This window comes from Amycolatopsis ruanii, assembly GCF_003385175.1.
In the GTDB taxonomy this organism is placed as follows: Bacteria; Actinomycetota; Actinomycetes; order Mycobacteriales; family Pseudonocardiaceae; genus Amycolatopsis_E; species Amycolatopsis_E thermalba.
Genome location: NZ_PQHY01000064.1, coordinates 1 through 19,420 on the forward strand (window position 1 = coordinate 1; position 19,420 = coordinate 19,420).

General features: G+C 71.3%; 23 protein-coding genes. 15 read left to right on the plus strand and 8 right to left on the minus strand.

The features are described from left to right. Positions 1 to 175 precede the first annotated feature (175 nt). The 5 genes from D0D28_RS27170 (at position 176) to D0D28_RS27190 (ending at position 5,240) form a co-directional block, all read left to right on the plus strand. Complete coding sequence (locus D0D28_RS27170) at positions 176 to 1,546, plus strand: cystathionine beta-synthase (RefSeq protein ID WP_094004674.1); 1,371 nt, start codon at positions 176 to 178, stop codon at positions 1,544 to 1,546. Between the two features lie 128 nt (positions 1,547 to 1,674). Further along, complete coding sequence (locus D0D28_RS27175) at positions 1,675 to 3,024, plus strand: hypothetical protein (RefSeq protein WP_240323372.1); 1,350 nt, start codon at positions 1,675 to 1,677, stop codon at positions 3,022 to 3,024. A 129-nt stretch (positions 3,025 to 3,153) separates the two neighbouring features. Further along, positions 3,154 to 3,618, plus strand: a complete 465-nt coding sequence (locus D0D28_RS27180; RefSeq protein WP_094004676.1) for a hypothetical protein — start codon at positions 3,154 to 3,156, stop codon at positions 3,616 to 3,618. A gap of 2 nt (positions 3,619 to 3,620) precedes the next feature. Then, on the plus strand, positions 3,621 to 4,073 hold the full coding sequence (locus D0D28_RS27185; protein WP_233157169.1) for a hypothetical protein: 453 nt from the start codon (positions 3,621 to 3,623) through the stop codon (positions 4,071 to 4,073). 9 nt (positions 4,074 to 4,082) lie between these two features. Further along, the gene (locus D0D28_RS27190) at positions 4,083 to 5,240 is read left to right on the plus strand and encodes a cystathionine gamma-synthase (protein ID WP_094004678.1); all 1,158 of its coding nucleotides are present in this window, start codon (positions 4,083 to 4,085) and stop codon (positions 5,238 to 5,240) included. A 38-nt stretch (positions 5,241 to 5,278) separates the two neighbouring features. Here the strand turns inward: D0D28_RS27190 and D0D28_RS27195 are convergent, their stop codons facing one another. After that, entirely contained in the window at positions 5,279 to 5,560 is a 282-nt protein-coding gene (locus D0D28_RS27195; RefSeq protein ID WP_094004679.1) for a hypothetical protein, read from the minus strand. 77 nt (positions 5,561 to 5,637) lie between these two features. Between D0D28_RS27195 and ilvA the strand changes: the two genes are divergently transcribed. Then, positions 5,638 to 6,843 carry a threonine ammonia-lyase gene (gene ilvA, locus D0D28_RS27200; protein WP_116113533.1) on the plus strand — a complete coding sequence of 402 codons (1,206 nt, stop codon included), beginning with the start codon at positions 5,638 to 5,640 and terminating at the stop codon, positions 6,841 to 6,843. Here ilvA and hppD read toward each other — a convergent pair. After that, positions 6,840 to 8,003 (minus strand): 4-hydroxyphenylpyruvate dioxygenase, encoded by a 1,164-nt coding sequence (gene hppD, locus D0D28_RS27205; RefSeq protein ID WP_094004681.1) that lies wholly within the window; start codon positions 8,001 to 8,003, stop codon positions 6,840 to 6,842. The two genes, ilvA and hppD, sit on opposite strands and share 4 nt — an antisense overlap. An 81-nt stretch (positions 8,004 to 8,084) precedes the next feature. On the opposite strand from hppD, the gene D0D28_RS27210 reads away from it, so the two are divergent. Continuing rightward, on the plus strand, positions 8,085 to 8,597 hold the full coding sequence (locus tag D0D28_RS27210; protein WP_094004682.1) for an Lrp/AsnC family transcriptional regulator: 513 nt from the start codon (positions 8,085 to 8,087) through the stop codon (positions 8,595 to 8,597). Here the strand turns inward: D0D28_RS27210 and D0D28_RS27215 are convergent. The 3 genes from D0D28_RS27215 to D0D28_RS27225 form a co-directional block, all read right to left on the minus strand. Further along, positions 8,576 to 9,367 carry an MBL fold metallo-hydrolase gene (locus D0D28_RS27215; protein ID WP_116113536.1) on the minus strand — a complete coding sequence of 264 codons (792 nt, stop codon included), beginning with the start codon at positions 9,365 to 9,367 and terminating at the stop codon, positions 8,576 to 8,578. The genes D0D28_RS27210 and D0D28_RS27215 overlap by 22 nt on opposite strands. Positions 9,368 to 9,660: 293 nt before the next feature. Beyond that, the gene (gene greA, locus D0D28_RS27220) at positions 9,661 to 10,158 is read right to left on the minus strand and encodes a transcription elongation factor GreA (RefSeq protein ID WP_094004764.1); all 498 of its coding nucleotides are present in this window, start codon (positions 10,156 to 10,158) and stop codon (positions 9,661 to 9,663) included. A 189-nt stretch (positions 10,159 to 10,347) separates the two neighbouring features. Further along, entirely contained in the window at positions 10,348 to 10,773 is a 426-nt protein-coding gene (locus D0D28_RS27225) for a DUF4307 domain-containing protein (protein WP_094004684.1), read from the minus strand. A gap of 101 nt (positions 10,774 to 10,874) precedes the next feature. On the opposite strand from D0D28_RS27225, the gene mca reads away from it, so the two are divergent. Then, on the plus strand, positions 10,875 to 11,786 hold the full coding sequence (gene mca / locus D0D28_RS27230) for a mycothiol conjugate amidase Mca (RefSeq protein ID WP_116113538.1): 912 nt from the start codon (positions 10,875 to 10,877) through the stop codon (positions 11,784 to 11,786). Further along, complete coding sequence (locus D0D28_RS27235) at positions 11,783 to 12,100, plus strand: hypothetical protein (protein ID WP_094004686.1); 318 nt, start codon at positions 11,783 to 11,785, stop codon at positions 12,098 to 12,100. The genes mca and D0D28_RS27235 overlap by 4 nt, the downstream gene beginning before the upstream one ends. On the opposite strand, the gene D0D28_RS27240 is transcribed toward D0D28_RS27235, so the two are convergent. Next, positions 12,097 to 12,693, minus strand: a complete 597-nt coding sequence (locus tag D0D28_RS27240) for a TetR/AcrR family transcriptional regulator (protein ID WP_116113541.1) — start codon at positions 12,691 to 12,693, stop codon at positions 12,097 to 12,099. The genes D0D28_RS27235 and D0D28_RS27240 overlap by 4 nt on opposite strands. A 77-nt stretch (positions 12,694 to 12,770) precedes the next feature. Between D0D28_RS27240 and D0D28_RS27245 the strand changes: the two genes are divergently transcribed. The 3 genes from D0D28_RS27245 (at position 12,771) to D0D28_RS27255 (ending at position 17,361) form a co-directional block, all read left to right on the plus strand. Further along, positions 12,771 to 14,801, plus strand: a complete 2,031-nt coding sequence (locus D0D28_RS27245; protein WP_116113543.1) for a thioredoxin domain-containing protein — start codon at positions 12,771 to 12,773, stop codon at positions 14,799 to 14,801. A 61-nt stretch (positions 14,802 to 14,862) separates the two neighbouring features. After that, positions 14,863 to 15,429, plus strand: coding sequence for a hypothetical protein (locus D0D28_RS27250; protein ID WP_116113546.1), 567 nt, complete (start codon positions 14,863 to 14,865; stop codon positions 15,427 to 15,429). 42 nt (positions 15,430 to 15,471) lie between these two features. After that, a complete protein-coding gene (locus D0D28_RS27255; RefSeq protein WP_116113548.1) occupies positions 15,472 to 17,361 on the plus strand; it encodes an acyl-CoA dehydrogenase in 1,890 nt (629 codons plus the stop codon). On the opposite strand, the gene D0D28_RS36295 is transcribed toward D0D28_RS27255, so the two are convergent. Beyond that, complete coding sequence (locus D0D28_RS36295; RefSeq protein ID WP_205413370.1) at positions 17,358 to 17,591, minus strand: hypothetical protein; 234 nt, start codon at positions 17,589 to 17,591, stop codon at positions 17,358 to 17,360. The two genes, D0D28_RS27255 and D0D28_RS36295, sit on opposite strands and share 4 nt — an antisense overlap. Between D0D28_RS36295 and D0D28_RS37710 the strand changes: the two genes are divergently transcribed. From D0D28_RS37710 to D0D28_RS27270, 3 genes are all read left to right on the plus strand, one after another. Next, the gene (locus D0D28_RS37710) at positions 17,512 to 17,805 is read left to right on the plus strand and encodes a hypothetical protein (protein WP_205413368.1); all 294 of its coding nucleotides are present in this window, start codon (positions 17,512 to 17,514) and stop codon (positions 17,803 to 17,805) included. The two genes, D0D28_RS36295 and D0D28_RS37710, sit on opposite strands and share 80 nt — an antisense overlap. Beyond that, on the plus strand, positions 17,687 to 18,001 hold the full coding sequence (locus tag D0D28_RS27265) for a TetR family transcriptional regulator C-terminal domain-containing protein (protein ID WP_205413369.1): 315 nt from the start codon (positions 17,687 to 17,689) through the stop codon (positions 17,999 to 18,001). The genes D0D28_RS37710 and D0D28_RS27265 overlap by 119 nt, the downstream gene beginning before the upstream one ends. A 69-nt stretch (positions 18,002 to 18,070) precedes the next feature. After that, entirely contained in the window at positions 18,071 to 18,739 is a 669-nt protein-coding gene (locus tag D0D28_RS27270; RefSeq protein WP_116113553.1) for a VC0807 family protein, read from the plus strand. Here D0D28_RS27270 and trhA read toward each other — a convergent pair. Continuing rightward, a complete protein-coding gene (gene trhA / locus D0D28_RS27275; protein WP_116113555.1) occupies positions 18,706 to 19,371 on the minus strand; it encodes a PAQR family membrane homeostasis protein TrhA in 666 nt (221 codons plus the stop codon). The two genes, D0D28_RS27270 and trhA, sit on opposite strands and share 34 nt — an antisense overlap. Between the last annotated feature and the right edge of the window lie 49 nt (positions 19,372 to 19,420).

The following is a 19,420-nucleotide window of genomic DNA, read 5'->3' on the forward strand; positions in this document are numbered from 1 at the left end:
TGAGGTGGTCGTCGATCTTGACGTAGAGTGCGGTGAGAAGGGTGTTCAGGTCTGTCGTCACAAACTGATCTTGAACACCCTTCGCCTCACTCCGGGCATCACCCCAACTTAAGCATTACTCGTCTAGCCCGCCACCCTCGACGTAGGTCACACCCGCGCAGCTAGCCTGGTCGGTGTGGACTACGTCGAGCACATCGTCGACCTCGTGGGCGACACCCCGCTGGTCAAGCTGAACTCCCTGACCGAGGGCCTGGCGCCGCTCGTGCTGGCGAAGGTGGAGTACTTCAACCCCGGCGGCAGCGTGAAGGACCGCATCGCGCTGCGGATGGTCGAGGCCGCCGAGGCGTCGGGCGAACTCCGGCCCGGCGGCACGATCGTCGAGCCGACCTCCGGCAACACCGGCGTCGGCCTCGCGATGGTCGCCCAGCGCAAGGGCTACAAGTGCGTCTTCGTCTGCCCGGACAAGGTGAGCGAGGACAAGCGCAACGTGCTCAAGGCCTACGGCGCCCGCGTCGTGGTGTGCCCGACCGCCGTCCCGCCCGAGCACCCGGACTCCTACTACTCCGTCTCCGACCGGCTGGTCTCCGAGATCGAGGGCGCCTGGAAGCCCAACCAGTACGCCAACAAGGAGAACCCGGCCAGCCACTACCACTCGACCGGCCCGGAGATCTGGCGGCAGACCGACGGCCGGATCACCCACTTCGTCGCGGGCGTCGGCACCGGCGGCACGATCTCCGGCACCGGCCGCTACCTCAAGGAAGCGTCCCAGGGCAAGGTCAAGGTCGTCGGCGCCGACCCGGAGGGCTCGGTCTACTCCGGCGGCACCGGACGCCCCTACCTGGTCGAAGGCGTCGGCGAGGACTTCTGGCCGGGCACCTACGACCGCGCCATCGCCGACGAGATCATCGCCATCTCCGACGCCGAATCCTTCGCGATCACGCGCCGCCTCGCGCTCGAGGAGGGCCTGCTGGTCGGCGGCTCGTGCGGCATGGCGGTCGCGGCCGCGCTCAAGCTCGCCGAGCGGCTCGGCCCGGACGACGTGATCGTGGTGCTGCTGCCCGACGGCGGCCGCGGCTACCTGGGCAAGGTCTTCAACGACCAGTGGATGGCCGGCTACGGCTTCCTGCCGCCGGACTCCTCCGGCGCCACCGTCGGCGACGTGCTGCGCGCGAAGACCGGATCGCTGCCCGACCTGGTCCACACCCACCCGAACGAGACGGTCGCCGAGGCCGTCGCGATCCTGTCCGAGTTCGACGTCAGCCAGATGCCGGTGGTCAGCGCCGAGCCGCCGGTGATGGCCGCCGAGGTCGTCGGCGCCGTCAACGAGCGGGAGCTGCTGGAGGCCCTGTTCACCGGGAAGGCCCAGCTCGCCGACCGCCTGGACAAGCACATGTCGCCGCCGCTGCCGACCATCGGCGCGAGCGAGGGCGTCGGGGCGGCCATGAAGGCGCTGTCCAACGCCGACGGCGCGCTCGTCCTGGTCGACGGCAAGCCGGCGGGCGTGCTGACCAGGCACGACCTGCTGAGCTACCTCGCCGGACGGTGATCCGGGTTTCATCGCGCGGAACCGTCGGGGCGTTACGAGCGTCTATGACCGGTATCCGATAGCGTGTGGCCCACCCAGATCAACGTGAATACGCACTGTCAGTCCTCTCGAGGGGGTTCAAGACCCACATGAGCGCTCCGCAGCCGCCGAACCAGCCGTGGGGTGGCGGTCAGCCGCCTCAGGGCCCGCCGAGCGGTCCCCAGCAACAGCCAGACAACCCGTTCGGCTCTTCGGAGCCCACCCAGGTCGTGCAGCCCGGCCAGTCGCAGCAGCCGTCCGAGGGCGGCGGTTCGTTCGGCGAGACGGCGGAGCCGACCCAGGTGGTCCAGCCGGGTGGCGACCCCAACGCCACGCAGAAGGTCGGCCCGGGTGATCAGCCGGGCGCGGAGTCCACGCAGCTGGTGCCCCCGGGCTCCCAGCCGCCGGCCATCCCGTACTCGCCGCCGCCGAGCGCCGCCGACAACCCCGGCGCCGTGAACCCCCAGCAGGGCTACGGGCAGCAGGGCTTCGGCCAGCAGCAGCAGCCCGGGTTCGGGCAGCAGCAGCCGGGCCCGTACGGCCAGCCGCCGCAGGGCTACGGCCCGCCGTCGGGTGGCTTCGGCCAGCCGCAGGGCTTCGGCGCGCCGGGCTACCCCCAGCAGGGCGGTGGCGCCGGTGGCAACAACCAGCTCTTCGGCTGGATCGCCGGTGGTCTCGCCGCGCTCCTCGGCCTGCTCGGCCTGATCTTCGCGCTGATCGACTTCGGTGATGTCTCCGACTACTCCGACGCCTACGACTCGATCAAGGACCAGGCGGACGAGTTCGGGCTGCCCAGCCCGGGCCTGCTCTGGTTCTACATGATCATGCTGGTGGTCGGTGGCCTCGCGGCGCTGGCCGGTGGCGTCCTGATCGCGCTGGCGAACAAGCTCAGCCCGGCGCTGAAGAAGATCGCCCCGATCCTGACGGCGGTCGGCGGTTTCCTGATGCTGCTGTTCGGCATCCTGATCCTCGCGGCGATGCCGGAGGGTGCCTCGGACCTCCCGGGCATCCCGGTCGCGCAACTGATCTTCGGCATCGTGGCGCTGGCGATCGGTGTCGCCGGCCTGGTCCCGGCGGCGAAGCAGTTCGTCGGTCTCGGCGACGGTGCCGGCCAGCACGGCGGCCCGGGCGGCTTCGGCGGTCCCGGTGGCTTCGGTGGCCCCCAGAGCGGCGGTTTCCCGCAGCCGGGGCAGCAGCCCGGTCAGTTCGGCCAGCACCCCGGTCAGCCGCAGTACGGGCAGCCCGGTGGGCCGAACCCGCAGAGCGGTGGCTTCCCGCAGCCCGGCCAGTACGGCCAGCCCGGCCAGCAGCCCGGTTACGGGCAGCCCGGCCAGTACGGGCAGCAGCCCGGCTACGGCCAGCCCGGTCAGTACGGGCAGCAGCAGCCGGGTCCGTACGGCCAGCCGCCGCAGCAGCCCGGCCAGTACGGCCAGCCCGGTCAACCGCCGCAGCAGTGGTGACCGGCTGAACTCAGCAGGCGATGCCCCCGGCCCCGCGCCGGGGGCATCGTCTTTTTCCCAGTTGATTTCCGTGTGCTGGGAACGCCGCTAGGGTGAGCGCCGAAAACGTCCGATTTCCCCGGGAGCGCTGTGACGAGTCGAAACGGCCACGAGCCGCGCCCCAACGGGACCACCGCGATCCTCGCCGGCGTGGTCGGGCTGGTGCTGGCCGGCCTGCTGGGCTACCTGCCGCTGAAGTTCTTCGTCGACCACGGCTTCGCGGGCATGGACGGCAAGGTGCGCGGCGTACTCGCCGTCTACTCGGCGGCCGCGCTGGTCCTGCTGGCCGGCGCGCTGACAACGTTCTTCCGCGCGGTCGCCGGCGCGGTGTTGCTGCTGGCCGGCGGGCTGCTCGCGGTCGCCGCGGTGATCTGCGAGCCGATCCTGCTCTACCCCGGCTACTTCGGGGACTTCTTCGCGGTCATGTTCCGCTTCGCGTCCGACGACGCGTTCGTGCGGGTCGGCGCGGTGGTCGGCGGGCCGCTCGTGTTCGTGCTCGCGGTGCTTCCGTGGACCTTCCGGTACCTGCGGCACCGCCCGGCTGGTAGTTGGTAGTGGTGACCTTTCCGTCCCAATCCGAAGCCACCACGTCCTCCCGCGGCGGCGGCACCGGCATCACCGCGGCCGTCCTGGCCCTGCTCGGCGGCCTGTTCCACCTGGTCGGCGTGGCCGGTGGCGCGGTGCTGCTCGCCGGCGACGGCGACCTCGGGCGCAGCCTGCTGACGTTCGCCACGCACCTGCTGCTCGCCGTCGCCCTCATCACCGGCGGGGTCGGGCTCGTGCTGGCCAAGGAGTTCGGCCGCGTCGCGACGATCATCGGCGCGGCCGCGGCCCTCGTCGTGTACCTGCTGGTGCTCGTGCTCGGCGCGTTCGGGGTGTACTTCCTCGGCCTCCTCGACGGCGACGTCCCGCTCGTCTACCTCGGCGTGCTGTGCGTGCCGGCGATCGGCACCCTGGTGCTGGCGTGCCTGCCGCCCACCGCGCGATGGGTGCGGCAGGGCTGGTCGTAGGCTGGGGAAATGACGCACGACCTTTCCCGCTCCGGCTTCGAGACGCGCGCCATCCACGCAGGTCAGGAGCCTGACCCGCGGACAGGCGCGGTCATCGTGCCCATCTACCAGACCTCCACCTACGCCCAGGACGGCGTCGGGGGCACCCGCGAGGGTGACTACGAGTACTCCCGCACCGCGAACCCGACGCGCACCGCGCTGGAGCAGGCCCTGGCCTCGCTCGAGGGCGCGCGGCACGGCCTGGCGTTCGCCTCCGGCATGGCCGCCACCGACGCGGTGCTGCGCACCGTGCTGCGGCCGGGCGACCACCTGGTCCTGGGCAACGACGCCTACGGCGGCACCTTCCGGCTGATCGACAAGGTGCTGAAGGTGTGGGGCGTCGAATACGGCGTCGCGGACCTGTCGAACGTGGACGAAGTGCGCGCCGCGGTCCGCCCGGAAACCAAGCTGATCTGGTGCGAGACGCCGTCCAACCCGCTGCTCGGCATCGCCGACCTCGCGGTGCTGGCGGAGATCGCCCACGGGGCTGGCGCCCGCCTCGTCGTGGACAACACCTTCGCCACGCCGTACCTGCAGACGCCGCTGGCCCTCGGCGCCGACATCGTCGTGCACTCGACCACCAAGTACCTGGGCGGGCACTCGGACGTCGTCGGCGGCGCGGTGCTGACCAACGAGGACGAGCTGCGCGAACAGCTGTTCTTCCTGCGCAACGCGGCGGGCGCGGTGCCCGGCCCGTTCGACGCGTGGCTGACCCTGCGCGGCCTCAAGACCCTCGCCGTGCGCATGGACCGGCACTGCGACAACGCGGAGCAGATCGCCGAGATGCTGTCGGCGCACCCGAAGGTCGCCGAGGTCTACTACCCGGGCCTGCCCGATCACGCCGGGCACGACATCGCGGCCAAGCAGATGCGCCGCTTCGGCGGCATGATCTCCTTCCGCCACACCGGCGGCAGGCAGGCCGCGCTGGACACCGCGGCGCGCACGCAGCTGTTCATCCTGGCCGAGTCGCTGGGCGGCATCGAGTCGCTGATCGAGCACCCGGGCCAGATGACCCACGCGAGCGTGGCCGGTTCGATGCTCCAGGTGCCCGACGACCTGCTGCGGCTGTCCGTGGGCATCGAGGACGTCCGCGACCTCAGCGACGACCTGCGCGCGGCGCTGGGCTGACGAGGCGGCGGGGGAGCGCTCCGGCGCTTCCCCGCCACTCAGGGCCGGTAGTTGTTCAGCTCGGCCGTCTTGGCGTCGGCCGGTGTGCTGCCGGCGCGGATCCCCGGCAGGTCGGAGCCGTCCACGCACCCGCCGACCAGCTCGACGTAGTTGTCGTGCCGGATGTACTGGGCCGGATCACCGCAGCCGGCCCGGTCGACGGTGTAGACCGCCGCGCCGGTGAGGGCCAGGGCGGAGGTGACGCCCGCGACCAACGGCAGCAGACCGGCCGCACGCGTGGCACGACGGACCCGTCCGCCCGTTTCGCTGCGCGCTGGCATGGCTACTCCCGATTCGCCGTACTGACCGGCTCCCAGGGTACCGAAACCCGTGAGGTGGGAGTGGCATGATCCGGGATATGGATCTGGTGGACGTCGAACGCATCCGCGAGGCGCGCAAGCTCCTCGAGGGCATCATCCGCGTGACGCCGATGGAGCACGCGCGTGACCTGGAGAAGGCGCACGGCGGCGCGGTCCACCTCAAGTGCGAGAACCTGCAGCGCACCGGCTCGTTCAAGATCCGCGGCGCCTACACGCGCCTGCACGGCCTGACGGCGGAGGAACGCGCCCGCGGCGTCGTGGCGGCCAGCGCGGGCAACCACGCACAGGGTGTCGCGCTCGCGGCGTCGCTGCTGGGCATCTCGTCGACCGTCTTCATGCCCACCCGCGCGCCGCTGCCCAAGCTGGCCGCGACTCGCGGCTACGGCGCGGACGTGCACCTGCACGGTGACGTCCTCGAGGAGTCCCTCGCGGAGGCGATCGCGTTCGCGGAGCGGACCGGGGCGGTGTTCATCCACCCCTTCGACCACGCGGACATCATCGCCGGGCAGGGCACCGTCGGGCTGGAAATCCTGGAGCAGGTGCCCGAGGCGGCCACGGTGCTGGTGCCCACCGGCGGCGGCGGGCTCGTCGCGGGGGTGGCGTGCGCGGTGAAGGCGTCCCGGCCGGATATCCGGATCGTCGCGGTGCAGGCCGAGGACGCGGCGGCCTTCCCGCCGTCGCTCGCGGCCGGGGGACCGGTGCGGCTGCGGGAGATGCAGACGATGGCCGACGGGATCGCGGTCGGCCAGCCCGGCCCGGTGAGTTACGCGCACGTGGCCGCGAAGGTCGACGACGTACTCACGGTGTCGGAGGAGTCGCTGTCCCGCGCGGTGCTGCTGTGCCTGGAGCGGCGCAAGCTCGTGGTGGAGCCGGCGGGCGCGGCGGCGGTCGCGGCGCTGCTGCAGTACCCGGGCGAGTTCGCGGCGCCGGTGGTGGCCGTGGTGTCCGGCGGCAACGTGGATCCGTTGCTGCTGCTGCAGATCATCCAGCACGGCATGACGGCCGGCGGCCGCTACCTCGCGCTGCGGCTGCGCGTGCCGGACCGGCCCGGCTCGCTGGCGTCGGTGCTCACGCGGGTGCGGGACCTGGGCGCGAACGTCATCGACGTCGAGCACTCGCGGATCTCCGGCGCGCGCGCCGTCGGCGAGGTCGAGATCGAGCTCAACCTGGAGACCCGCGGCCCCGACCACTGCGAGCAGGTGCACGCCGAACTCCAGCGCGCCGGGTTCACCGTCGTCGGTTAGAGGTTGCCGCGGCGCTCCTGCTCGCGCTCGATGGCCTCGAACAGGGCCTTGAAGTTGCCCTTGCCGAAGCCGAGCGAGCCGTGCCGCTCGATCAGCTCGTAGAACACCGTGGGCCGGTCGCCGACGGGCTTGGTGAAGATCTGCAGCAGGTAGCCGTCCTCGTCGCGGTCCACCAGGATCCGGTGCTCCTTCAGCGTCTCGATCGGCACCCGCACCTCGCCGATCCGCGCCCGCAGCTCGGGGTCGTCGTAGTAGGAGTCCGGGGTGTCCAGGAACTCCACGCCGGCCGCGCGCATCGCGGTGACGGTGCCGACGATGTCGTTGGTGGCCAGCGCGATGTGCTGGCACCCGGCGCCGCCGTAGAACTCCAGGTACTCGTCGATCTGCGACTTCTTCTTCGCGATCGCCGGCTCGTTGAGCGGGAACTTCACCCGGTGGTTGCCGTTGGCGACGACCTTGCTCATCAGCGCCGAGTACTCGGTGGCGATGTCGTCGCCGACGAACTCCGCCATGTTCGTGAAGCCCATGACGCGGTGGTACCAGTCCACCCAGTAGTCCATCCTGCCCAGTTCGACGTTGCCGACGCAGTGGTCGACGGCCTGGAACAGCCGCTTCCGCCGCGGCGTCTCCCGCGCCTGGAAGCCGGGCAGGTACGGGCCGGTGTAGCGGGAGCGGTCGACGAGGCTGTGCCGGGTTTCGCCGTAGGTGGCGATCGCCGCCCGCCGCACGGTGCCGTGCTCGTCGGAGACGTCGTGCGGCTCCTCCAGGATGGTGGCGCCCTGGGCCCGCGCGTGCGCGACGCACTTGTCCACATCGGACACTTCGAGGGCCAGGTCCACGACGCCGTCACCGTGGCGGCGGTGGTGGTCCAGCAGCGGCGAATCGGGCCGCACGCCGCCGGTGATGACGAACCGCGCGGAGCCCGACTTCAGCACGAACGCCTTGTGGTCCGGCTGCCCGGTCTCCGGGCCGGCGTAGGCGACGAGCCGCATGCCGAACGCGTGCTGGTAGTACCACGCGGTCTGGGTGGCGTTGCCGGCGATGAACACGACGGCATCGAGGGACTTCACGGGGAACGGGTCGGCGGTCTCATCGTGCTCGACCAAACCGACGAGCTGGCGCAACTGGTCGTAGTCGACATCGTCGAGAGCGTTCGTCATGTCTGGCAGAATGCGTAGTTCGTCGCATCCTGGGCAACAGCCGCCAGTTTCACTGGACAATCTGCCCAGTGTCGACCCAGGATGATCTACCAAATCGGGCAATGTGACCAGGAGGACGCGGTGGACTCGCTCGACGCCCGGCTGTTGCTGCTGCTCACCGACTCGCCGCGGCTGAACGTGCTGGAGTGCGCGCGCCGGCTCGGGGTCGCGCGGGGCACCGTGCAGGCGCGCCTGGACCGGCTCACCGAACAGGGGATCCTCGGCGGTTTCCCGCCCGAGCTGAACCTCGCGGCGATGGGCTACGGGCTGACCGCGTTCGCGGTGCTGGAGATCGCGCAGGGCAGGCGCGCCGCGGTGTCGGAGGCGCTGGACGCGATCGAGGAGGTCTGCGAGGTGCACGCCACCACCGGGCAGGGCGACCTGTTCGTCCGGATGGTGGCGCGTGACCACGACGACCTGCAGCGGGTCATCGACGCCGTGGTCAACGTGCCGGGCGTGCGCCGGACCTCGACGTCGCTGGCCCTGTCGACGCCGGTGCCGCCGCGCGTCCGCCCGCTGCTGGAACGGCTCGCCTACGAGACGAACTCGAGGTAGCGCTTGGCCGAGCGCTGCACGACGTCGTACCCGTCCTGCCGCACGACGGCGTCCCACCAGGCGCCGTAGACGGCCTCGAACCGGTACCCGGCGAGGATCTCCGCGGCGCGGCGCACGACCGGCGGCCGCTCCGGGATCAGGTTCGGGTAGCTGTACATGAACGCGACGAACTTGCGGTCCGGGATCACCTGGACGATGTCGCCGGACAGCAGCGCGCCCCGGCCCCGCTCGCCGCCGGACCAGTGCAGGACCGTGCCGCCGGTGAAGTGCACGCCGAGGTTGACCAGGGTCAGGCCGTCGCCGACCGGCTTGGTCTGCCCGCTCCACAGTTCGATGCGGTCGTCGGGGCGGCCGATCCACTCACGGTCGCCCTCGTGCAGGTAGACCGGCACGTCCAAGGCGCGCGCCCACTCGACGCAGGTGGTGTAGTAGTGCGGGTGGCTGATCGCGATGCCGGTGATGCCGCCCCGAGCGGCGATGTGGTCGGCGATCGTGTCGTCGAGGTAGGCGGAGAGGTCCCAGAGGAAGTTGCCGCCGGGTGTTTCCACGAGCAGCGCCCGCTGGCCGATGCCGAACTTCGGGGTGCAGCCGATGCCGGTGATGCCTTCGCCCTCTTGCCTGATGAGGGCTTCGTGCTCGCTCCGGAGCGTGGCGAAGTCGGTCCACTGCTGGCCCGCCGGGGGAACGTACTGGCGCTCGTCCTCGCAGATGGGGCAGTCCGGGCGCGGGGCGGCGTACTGCATGCCGCAGGTCACGCAGATGGGGTTCATGTTCTGTGACGCTACGCGGTTTCCGAGGCGCCGGGCTTCGTCTCGCGAACGCACGCTTCGCGGCACTGAACGTGGAACTCGCGGCACTGAACGTGGAACTCGCGGCACTGAACGTGGAACTCGCCGGTGCGACCGCGAGTCCCACACTCGGGCTCGCGAGTTCTGCGTTCCTGCTCGCGAGTCCTGCGTCCGCGGACGCGAGTTCTGCGGCCGGGGACGGCCCGCACAGCGGAGCGGCTGCTCCGGGCGATGCTCCCGCCCGGAGCAGCCGCTCCGAAAGAAGTGTGGGGGGCTCAGCCGGTGTAGGGCACGGCCTTGATCAGCGTCACCTTCTGCGTGCTGCCGTTGGGCAGCTCGTACTCGCGCGACTCGCCTTCCTTGGCGCCCAGCAGGGCCTTGCCCAGGGGCGACTCGGGCGAGTACACGTCGAGTTCGCCTTCGGCGCCCTCTTCGCGCGTGGCGAGCAGGAACTTCTCCTCGTCGTCGTCACCTTCGTAACGCACGGTGAGGACCTTGCCCGGCTCGGCGACCCCGTCGTTCTTGGGGGCCTCGCCGACCTTCGCCGACCGCAGGAGTTCCTGCAGGTGGCGGATGCGGGCTTCCTGCTGGCCCTGCTCCTCACGGGCGGCGTGGTAGCCGCCGTTCTCCCGGAGGTCGCCTTCTTCGCGGCTGGCGTTGATCTTCGCAGCGATGACCGGACGATTCTCGATCAGCTCGTCGAGCTCGTGCTTGAGCCTGTCGTAGGCTTCCTGGGTCAGCCAGGTCACCTGGGTGTCGCTCACGGCCACCATCTCCTCGTCGTGCCTGCCGGACATGGGTGTTCATGCCGGCAGCCGCACTCGACCGAGTGCGGCTGGATAAAGGAAAAACACGGCCCGTTCGGGCCGTGCCGGTAGATCAGGGTACCACGGCAGGGCAGGTCAGCGCCGGTCCCCACCGCGGAAACCGGGCATTCGGCGCGTCATTCACCCCGTTGGCCGCTAACTCCTTGACAAATACTCCGGAACATCGTAAGAGCAGCCGTACACGTCGGCGGTGACCGGCCGGTCGATGCTCTTGACCACCACGTCGACCCGGCTGTCGCCCGGCGGGATGTAGACCTCCCGCCGCCCGCTCTCCGCGCCGCTGAGGTCCCGCGTCCGCACGATGCACACGCCCGGGCGGTCCGGTTCGTCGCGCGTCACGTTGAGTGAGATCGTCATCGCGTTCCCCGGCAGCTCCTCGAACGTGACCCGTTCCGCACTGATGGGCGCGGCACCCAGGTTCACGTACCCGAGCCACGCGACGGCGCAGCTCACGACCAGCGCGATCCCGGTGAAGACCCACACGCGCCACCGGCGGGCCGGCCTGCGGGGCCGCCCGTAGCGGCCTTCCGGCAGCGACGGCGGGGCGCTGGCGGTGCTCAAGCCGGGCCTCCGATCGAACTTGTCGTACCCCCGGGGACAATGGAGGCAACCGCAGTATCTCTCCGGGGCGGAATAGGGATTCAGAAGGGGTCGTTGGACGCATGGTGGGTTCTGACGAGCTGATGTCCGGAACGGGATCGCGCCTGCGTCTCATGGCGGTGCACGCCCATCCCGACGACGAGTCGAGCAAGGGCGCGGCCACGATGGCGAAGTACGTCGCCGAGGGCGCCGAGGTCATGGTCGTGACCTGCACCGGGGGCGAGGCCGGGAGCATCCTCAACCCGGCGATGGACAGCCCCGAGGTGCTGGCCAACATGTCCGCCATCCGCCGCGAGGAGATGGCCAAGGCCGCCAAGATCCTCGGCATCCAGCACCGCTGGCTGGGCTTCGTGGACTCCGGCCTGCCCGAGGGCGACCCGCTGCCCCCGCTGCCGGAGGGCTGCTTCGCGCTCACCCCGCTCGAGGAGCCGGTGCGCGAGCTGGTCAAGGTCATGCGCGAGTTCCGCCCGCACGTCGTGCTGACCTACGACGAGAACGGCGGCTACCCGCACCCCGACCACATCCGCACGCACGAGGTCTCCATGGCGGCCTTCGACGCCGCGGCCGAGCCGGACCGGTTCCCCGAGGCGGGCGAGCCGTGGCAGGCGCTGAAGCTGTACTACATGCACGGCTTCTCCCGCGCCCGCATGCAGGCCTTCCACGACGCCCTCGTCGAGGCCGGCCTGGAGTCGCCGTACGCGGAGTGGCTGGGCAAGTGGGACCCGGACCGCCCCGACGTGATGGAGCGGGTCACCACGCGCATCGAGTGCGCCGACTACTTCGAGGTCCGCGACGAGGCGCTGAAGGCGCACGCCACGCAGATCGACCCGAACAGCCGCTGGTTCTTCGTGCCGCTGGAGATGCAGCGCCGGGTGTGGCCGACCGAGGAGTACGAGCTGGTCCGCTCGCTGGTGGACAGCACGCTGCCCGAGGACGACCTGTTCGCGGGCGTCCGTGAGAAGGTGAACACATGAGTCTCTTGTTGCCGGTGACGGCGCCGGTCGCCACGACCGCCCTCGTCCTCGCGCAGCAGCCGGGCAACGGCGACAACGGCGGCCAGGGCGAGGACTTCGGCAAGTCCTCGCCGCTGGGTTTCCTGATCCTCCTGCTGTTCCTCATCGCCGTCGCCCTGCTGGTGCGCTCGATGACCAAGCACCTCAAGCGCGTGCCGGCCAGCTTCGACCCGGAGGAGAAGGCCGAGAGCGCCGACGCCCCCGAGCCGGAGGAGAAGGCCACGAAGACGGCTGACGAACCGGTCAAGCAGCCGCAGCAGAGCGAAAGCAGTTAGCGGCCCGGCTCCGATCCGCCCGGAGTGTCGGCGAGCCGGCTGACCAGGAGGTCGACCCGCTCCTCCTGGAAGTCCCTGGGAATGCGGCCGCTGTCCGACAGCGCCGCGATGCCGTGCAGCGCGCTCCAGACGACCTCGGCGGACAGTTCGCGCCGGGGGTTGTCCGGGCGGAAACAGCGGACGAACTCGTCGAAGCCGGCGCGCAGCTGGGGCGGCGTCTCGGCGTGCGCGAACCTCACATCCGTCGGCATCACGAACATGGCCTGGTAGAGAGCGGGCCGCTCGGTGGCGAACTCCAGGTAGGCGCGGCTCACCGCGTGCAGGGCCTGTGGTGGCTCGGGGCTGGCCAGCCGGGCGCGGCGCAGGTGGGCGGCCAGTTCGGCGAACCCGTCGATCGCGACGGCGCGCACGATGGCGTCCTTGCCGCTGAAGTGGCTGTAGAGCACGGGCTGGCTGTATTCGACGCGCTCGGCGAGCCGCCGCGTCGTCACCGCCTCCCAGCCTTCGGTTTCCGCGAGTTCCCGGGCGGCCGTGATGATCAACTGATGGCGTTGGGCGCGTTCACGTTCACGGCGCTCCTTGATGGCGGACATGACGTGATCCTAGCAACGCTAGACAACTAGCGCTGCTAGGAACTGTGGTGCCGCGGACACCGTGACACCCTGGGGTCATGGCCAACCGACTCGCCACCGCGACCAGCCCCTACCTGCTGCAGCACGCCGAGAACCCGGTCGACTGGTGGCCCTGGAGCGCCGAGGCGCTCGCCGAGGCCAGGCGCCGGGACGTGCCGATCCTGCTCTCCATCGGCTACGCCGCGTGCCACTGGTGCCACGTCATGGCCCACGAGTCCTTCGAGGACGCCGAGACCGCGCGCCTGATGAACGAGCACTTCGTCAACATCAAGGTCGACCGCGAGGAGCGTCCGGACCTCGACGCGGTCTACATGACCGCGACCCAGGCGATGACCGGCCAGGGCGGCTGGCCGATGACCTGCTTCCTCACCCCGGACGGCGAACCGTTCCACTGCGGCACCTACTACCCGCCGCAGCCGCGCCCGGGCATGCCGTCGTTCCAGCACCTCCTCGTCGCCGTCGCGCAGGCCTGGCAGGACCGTCGGGACGAGCTGCGCGAGGGCGCCGGGAAGATCGTCGAGCACCTCGCCGGTCAGCTCGGGCCGCTGCCGCCCGCCCCGGTCGACGCGGGCGTGCTCGACGCCGCCTTGCTGAAGCTGAGCGGGGAGGCCGACCGCGAGCGCGGCGGTTTCGGTGGCGCGCCGAAGTTCCCGCCGTCGATGGTGCTGGAGTTCCTGCTGCGCCACCACGAACGCACCGGATCCGCCGCCGCGCTGTCCTTGGTGGAGTCCTGCGCCGAGGCGATGGCGCGCGGTGGCATCCACGACCAGCTCGCCGGCGGCTTCGCCCGCTACTCGGTCGACGCGTCCTGGATCGTCCCGCACTTCGAGAAGATGTTGTACGACAACGCCTTGCTGCTGCGCGTCTACGCGCACCTGGCCCGGCGCACCGGTTCGGCGTACGCGGCGGAGGTCGCGCGGATGACCGGCGGATTCCTGCTCGGCCGGCTGCGCACGGCCGAAGGCGGGTTCGCCGCCTCGCTCGACGCGGACACCCTCGGCGAGGAAGGCCTGACCTACGTCTGGACGCCCGCGCAGCTGCGTGAGGTGCTCGGCGACGACGACGGCGCGTGGGCCGCGGAACTGTTCTCCGTGACCGAATCGGGCACATTCGAGCACGGCACCTCGGTCCTGCGGCTGCTGCGCGATCCGGACGATCGGGAGCGCTTCGAGCGGGTCCGGGCCGCGCTGCTGGCCGCGCGTGACGAGCGGCCGCAGCCGGGCCGGGACGACAAGGTGATCGCCGCCTGGAACGGGCTCGCGATCACCGCGCTGTGCGAGGCGGGCGTGGCCCTCGACGAGCCGCACTGGGTGTCCGCGGCGCAGCAGGCCGCGTCCGCGGTGCTCGGGATCCACCTCCGCGACAACCGCCTGCGCCGCAGCTCCCGGGACGGGACCGCCGGTGACGCGGCCGGGGTGCTGGAGGACTACGGCTGCCTGGCCGAGGGCCTGCTGGCCCTGCACCAGGCGACCGGGGACCCGCGGTGGCTGGCGGAGGCGACGAACCTGCTGGACATCGCGCTGGGCAACTTCGCCGTCGCGGACACCCCGGGCGCCTACCACGACACCGCCGACGACGCCGAGGTCGTCGTGCACCGCCCCGCGGATCCGACGGACAACGCGAGCCCGTCCGGCGCCTCCGCGCTGGCGAACGCGCTGGTCACCGCCTCGGTGCTGGTCGGGACGGACCGCGCGGCCCGCTACCGGACCGCCGCCGAGGAGGCGATCCGCCGGGCCGGGCAGCTCATCGCCAAGGCACCCCGTTTCGCCGGGCACTGGCTCACCGCGGCCGAGGCGCTGCTGGCCGGGCCGGTCCAGGTCGCGATCGCCGGGCCGGACTCGACCGAGCGCGACCTGTTGCGCTCGGTGGCCGCCCGGCGCGCCCACGGCGGCGCGGTCGTGCTGGCCGGCGAGCCGGACGCGGAGGGCGTGCCGCTGCTCGCGGACCGGCCGCTGCTGGCGGGCAAGGCGGCCGCCTACGTCTGCCGCGGTTACGTCTGCGACCGGCCCGTGACCAGCCCGGACGACCTGGTCGCCGTCTTGTCCGCCGGGAGTGAACACGGGGTCTGACGCGTCGATTCCGGCGTAGCGTGTGTTGCAACGTAATCATGTAATCGCGGAGGCGAGGACCATGCGCACACACGCACAGTGGGGACGAGGCTGGAAGGGCCGTGGGCAGGCCGAGGTGCCGCCTGCCGACGACGCGGCGGGCTGGTTCGCCGGACGGCTGCCGGACGGCTGGTTCACCGGCGCCCCGGACATCACGGTCGACCGCGAGGAGATCCTGGTCGTCGGCGAACTCCCGGCGCTGACCGACGAGTTCGCCGACGACGCCGCCCGCGCGGCCGCGGAATCCGGCCGCATCAGCCGGTTCCGCGAGGAGACCCGCGAGCAGCGCATCGAGATCGCGCGCCAGGCCGAGCACCGGTACCAGCGCAAGGTGTCCTGGGGCGCCCGGCTGGGCGGCACCGAAGAGTTGTTCACCACACAGTCGGTGCCGGTGATGACCCGCCTGCGCCAGCCCGAGCGGCTGGTTCTCGACACGCTCGTCGACGCGGGGGTCGCGCGGTCTCGTTCGGACGCCCTGGCCTGGGCTGTCCGGCTCGTCGGGCAGCACGCCGAGGACTGGCTCGGCGAGCTGCGCGAGGCCATGTCGAAGGTCGACGAACTGCGCCGCCAGGGGCCCGATCTCGGCTGAGCTCGTCATGCGGGGCCGCGGAAGTTACGCCAGAGTAGGAACATGAACCCCGATGCGTTGACCGCGGTACTGGATGGACAGTGGGCCCAGCTGCGCCGGGAGATTCGCGCGCAGTTCGCCGGGTACGACCTGGACGAGCCCTACGACCTGAGCACCGAGGAGTACCGGGCGTGGGTGCTGGAGCGCCTGCGCGAGCTGGCCAAGAGCGGCTGGCACCGGCTCGGCTTCTCCCGCGAGTACGGCGGCGGGGGCGACATCGGCGGTTCGGTCGTGTCGTTCGAGATGCTCGGCTACGGCGATCTGTCGCTGATGGTGAAGTCCGGCGTGCAGTGGGGCCTGTTCGGCGGCGCGATCCAGCTGCTCGGCACGGCGCCGCACCACGAGCGGTACCTGGCCCGGATCATGGACCTGGACCTGCTCGGCTGCTTCGCGATGACCGAGACCGGGCACGGCTCGGACGTGCAGAACCTGCGCACCACGGCGACCTACGACCCGGCCACCCGCGAGTTCGTCATCGACACCCCGGACGAGCAGGCGCGCAAGGACTACATCGGCAACGCCGCGCGGCACGGCCGGATGGCGGTGGTGTTCGCGCAGCTCGTCACCGGCGGGGAAAGCCGCGGCGTGCACGCGTTCGTGGTGCCGATCCGGGACGAGTCGGGTGCGCCGATGCCGGGTGTGGAGATCGGGGACGACGGCCGCAAGGCGGGGCTGAACGGCGTCGACAACGGGCGCCTGACGTTCCACTCCGTGCGGGTGCCGCGCGACGCGCTGCTCAACCGCTACGGCGACGTCACCGAGGACGGCACGTACACGAGCCCGATCGAAAGCGACAACCGCCGGTTCTTCACGATGCTGGGCACGTTGATCCGCGGCCGGATCAGCGTGGCGGGTGGCGCGATCCACGCCACCGAGCGGGCGCTGGCGATCGCCACCCGGTACGCGGAGAAGCGCCGCCAGTTCGGCCGTCCCGGTGAGTCCGGGGAGACCCTGCTGCTGGATTACCGCGCGCACCAACGGAAACTGCTGCCTGCGATCGCGCGCACCTACGCGCTGCACTTCGCGCACGAGGAGCTGACCCGGGCGCTGCACGACATCCAGGGCACCGCCGACGCCGAGGAGCGGGCGCAGCGCGAGCTGGAGTCGCGCGCCGCCGGGATCAAGGCGATCGCGACCTGGCACGCGACCCGCAGCATCCAGATGGCGCGGGAAGCCTGTGGTGGCGCGGGATACCTGTCGGAGAACCTGCTGCCGGCGCTGAAGGCCGACACCGACGTGTTCACCACGTTCGAGGGCGACAACACGGTGCTGCTGCAGCTGGTCGCGAAGGGCCTGCTGACCAGCTATCGCGACCACTTCGCCGACCTGAGCCCGCTGGCGACGGCGCGGTTCGTGGCCGAGCAGTTCGTCGGCGCGGTGATCGAGCGGACCGCGGCGCGCAAGGTGATCGAGCGGCTGGTGGACGCCGCGCCCGGCCGGGACGACGACGATGTGCTGTTCGACCGCGGCTGGCAGGTGAAGCTGTTCGAGGACCGCGAGCAGCACGTGCTGGAGGGCTGCGCGCGGCGGCTGCGCCGGGCCGAGGAGGCCGACCCGTTCGAGGTCTTCAACGACGCGCAGGACCACGTGCTGCGGGCGGCGCGGGTGCACGTCGAGCGGATCGTGCTGGAGGCGTTCGTCGCGGCCATCGACCGGTGCGCGGACGCGGAGGCGCGGGCGCTGCTGGAGCGGGTGTGCGACCTGTACGTGCTGTCGAACGTCGAAGAGGACCGCGCGTGGTTCCTGGAGCACGGTCGGCTGACCTCGGCGCGGGCGAAGGCCGTGGTCGCCGCGGTGAACGACCTGTGCGCCGAGCTGCGCCCCCACGCGCGGCTGCTGGTGGACGGCTTCGCGGTGCCGGAACCGTTCCTCCGCCCCGCGATGCTGCGTTAGGCCCGCTTCTTCTTGGCGGTGAGGTCGAGCCAGTGGAAGAGCCCGCCCTGCCGCGCGCCGAGGATCGCCTGGACCGACGGAACCGCGCCGAGCTGGATGCCGGCCACGAGGCAGACCAGTTGTGCTGCGTCGTGACCCGGGATCGAGGCGGTGAGCCTGCGCGAGGTCGCCGCGGAAGCCGGCGTCTCGATGGGGCGGGTGCGGCACTGCTTCGCCTCGAAGGACGACATGCTGGGGTTCGCCCTGGAGCTGGCGAACGAGCGCGCGGGTCCGGGCGCGCCTGGCGGCGCTGGCCGATCCCGGGCCGGAGCGGATCCTGCGCGAGGTGCTGACCGAAATGCTCGGCCTCACCGCGGAGAGGTGGCAGTTCATCCTGCTCGGCGTCGCCTACCTCAACCGCGCCCTCACCGACGAGAAGATCGCCGAGGGCATGGCCGCCGGTGACGCCGAACTGTACGGTCTCCTGGCCGGGCTGGTCGAGGCGGCGGCCGGCGAGACCCCCGGCCTCGACCCGCGTCAGGAGGCCCGCGTCCTGTTCCAGGTGGCCGCCGGGCTGGGCGTCGAGGTGGCGCTGGGGCAGACCGCCCCGGCCGACGCGGTCGCCACGGTGGACTACTACCTCCGGCGGCTGCTGGGCTGACAAATGTCATGCCCGGGACCGGATGTTCGGCATGCTCACCGGATGCCGCCGGGGGGCGAAGCTGGGGTCATGACGAACAAGACCTCGGCCCTGGCCCCGCTGATCATCGACGCCGGGCTTCCCGTCGCCGCCTACTTCCTGCTCAGCCAGGCCGCCGGCCTGAGCACGATCGCCGCGCTGGCGTGGAGCAGCGCGATCCCCGCGGTGCGGGCGGTGTGGTGCCTGGCCCGCGAGCGGCGGGTCAACGTCCTGGCGGTGCTGATGCTGGTCGTCAACACCACCGGGCTGCTGTCGAGCCTGCTGACCGGTGATCCCCGGCTGATGCTGGCCAAGGACGGCGGGGTGACCAGCATCCTCGGCGTCGGGATCCTGGCGTCGGTGGTGATCGGGAAGCCGTTGATGACCGAGGTGCTGCGGCCGCTGTTCACCAAGGGTGACCCCGCCAGGACCGCGGTGTGGGACGGGCTTTCGGGGACCTCGCCGGCCTTCCGACGGGCGGAGCGGCTCTTCTCGGTCGTGTGGGGCGTGGCCCTGCTCGGCGAGTCCGCGGTGCGGGTCGTGGGCGCCTACACGCTGCCCGTCGACACGATGGTCTGGCTCGGCGGCGTGATCCTGGTGGTCGCGCTGGCGGCGGCGTTCGCCGTGAGCCGTGCGGCGGCCCGGCCGATGGTGCGCACCTTCCTCGCCGCGTTCGACGAGCGGCGTCAGGCGTACAGGGCCAGCCAGACGGCGATGTAGTGCGAGACCGCGGCCAGCACCGTGCACGCGTGGAAGAACTCGTGGTAGCCGAAGGTGTCCGGCCAGTAGTTCGGCCACTTCACCGCGTAGAACACCGCGCCGACCGTGTAGAACAGGCCGCCCACCAGGAGCAGCACCAGCGCGGCCACCCCGGCGTGCGTGGCCAGCTCGGGCAGCACGAAGATCGCCACCCAGCCGAGCGCCACGTAGATCGGCACGCCGAGCCAGCGCGGCGCGCCCGGCCACAGCATCTTCAGCGCCACCCCGGCCAGCGCGCCGCCCCCGGCCACGCCCAGCACGACGTACCCGGTGGGCTTCGACATCGCCAGCAGCGTGAACGGGGTGTAGGTGCCCGCGATGAACAGGAAGATCATCGAGTGGTCCGCGCGCTTCATCCACTGGTAGGCGCGTGGGCTCCAGATCCGCCGGTGGTACAGCGCGCTGACGCCGAACACGCCGAGGACGGTCAGCCCGTACACCGACGTGGCCAGCGCGGCCAGGCCGGACACCGTGGCGCCGGCGAACGCGATCAGCGTCGCCACGCAGGCGAGCGCGCTGAAGAACGTCCAGAAGTGGATATGGCCGCGGAGCCGGGGACGGGTGTCGACGAAGGGTTCGGTCTCAACGGTCACACCAACAAGGTTACGGCGACGTAGGTTCCGCGCCAGTCAACCGTGGCCC

Bases quoted from the DNA above. Each gene is read 5' to 3' on its own strand.
- D0D28_RS27175 (WP_240323372.1), top strand. From the start codon at position 1,675: ATGAGCGCTCCGCAGCCGCCGAACCAGCCGTGGGGTGGCGGTCAGCCG.
- D0D28_RS27190 (WP_094004678.1), top strand. From the start codon at position 4,083: ATGACGCACGACCTTTCCCGCTCCGGCTTCGAGACGCGCGCCATCCAC.
- D0D28_RS27195 (WP_094004679.1), bottom strand. From the start codon at position 5,560: ATGCCAGCGCGCAGCGAAACGGGCGGACGGGTCCGTCGTGCCACGCGT.
- ilvA (WP_116113533.1), top strand. From the start codon at position 5,638: ATGGATCTGGTGGACGTCGAACGCATCCGCGAGGCGCGCAAGCTCCTC.
- hppD (WP_094004681.1), bottom strand. From the start codon at position 8,003: ATGACGAACGCTCTCGACGATGTCGACTACGACCAGTTGCGCCAGCTC.
- D0D28_RS27210 (WP_094004682.1), top strand. From the start codon at position 8,085: ATGATCTACCAAATCGGGCAATGTGACCAGGAGGACGCGGTGGACTCG.
- D0D28_RS27215 (WP_116113536.1), bottom strand. From the start codon at position 9,367: ATGAACCCCATCTGCGTGACCTGCGGCATGCAGTACGCCGCCCCGCGC.
- greA (WP_094004764.1), bottom strand. From the start codon at position 10,158: ATGGTGGCCGTGAGCGACACCCAGGTGACCTGGCTGACCCAGGAAGCC.
- mca (WP_116113538.1), top strand. From the start codon at position 10,875: ATGGTGGGTTCTGACGAGCTGATGTCCGGAACGGGATCGCGCCTGCGT.
- D0D28_RS27235 (WP_094004686.1), top strand. From the start codon at position 11,783: ATGAGTCTCTTGTTGCCGGTGACGGCGCCGGTCGCCACGACCGCCCTC.
- D0D28_RS27240 (WP_116113541.1), bottom strand. From the start codon at position 12,693: ATGTCCGCCATCAAGGAGCGCCGTGAACGTGAACGCGCCCAACGCCAT.
- D0D28_RS27245 (WP_116113543.1), top strand. From the start codon at position 12,771: ATGGCCAACCGACTCGCCACCGCGACCAGCCCCTACCTGCTGCAGCAC.
- D0D28_RS27250 (WP_116113546.1), top strand. From the start codon at position 14,863: ATGCGCACACACGCACAGTGGGGACGAGGCTGGAAGGGCCGTGGGCAG.
- D0D28_RS27255 (WP_116113548.1), top strand. From the start codon at position 15,472: ATGAACCCCGATGCGTTGACCGCGGTACTGGATGGACAGTGGGCCCAG.
- D0D28_RS36295 (WP_205413370.1), bottom strand. From the start codon at position 17,591: ATGTCGTCCTTCGAGGCGAAGCAGTGCCGCACCCGCCCCATCGAGACG.
- D0D28_RS27270 (WP_116113553.1), top strand. From the start codon at position 18,071: ATGACGAACAAGACCTCGGCCCTGGCCCCGCTGATCATCGACGCCGGG.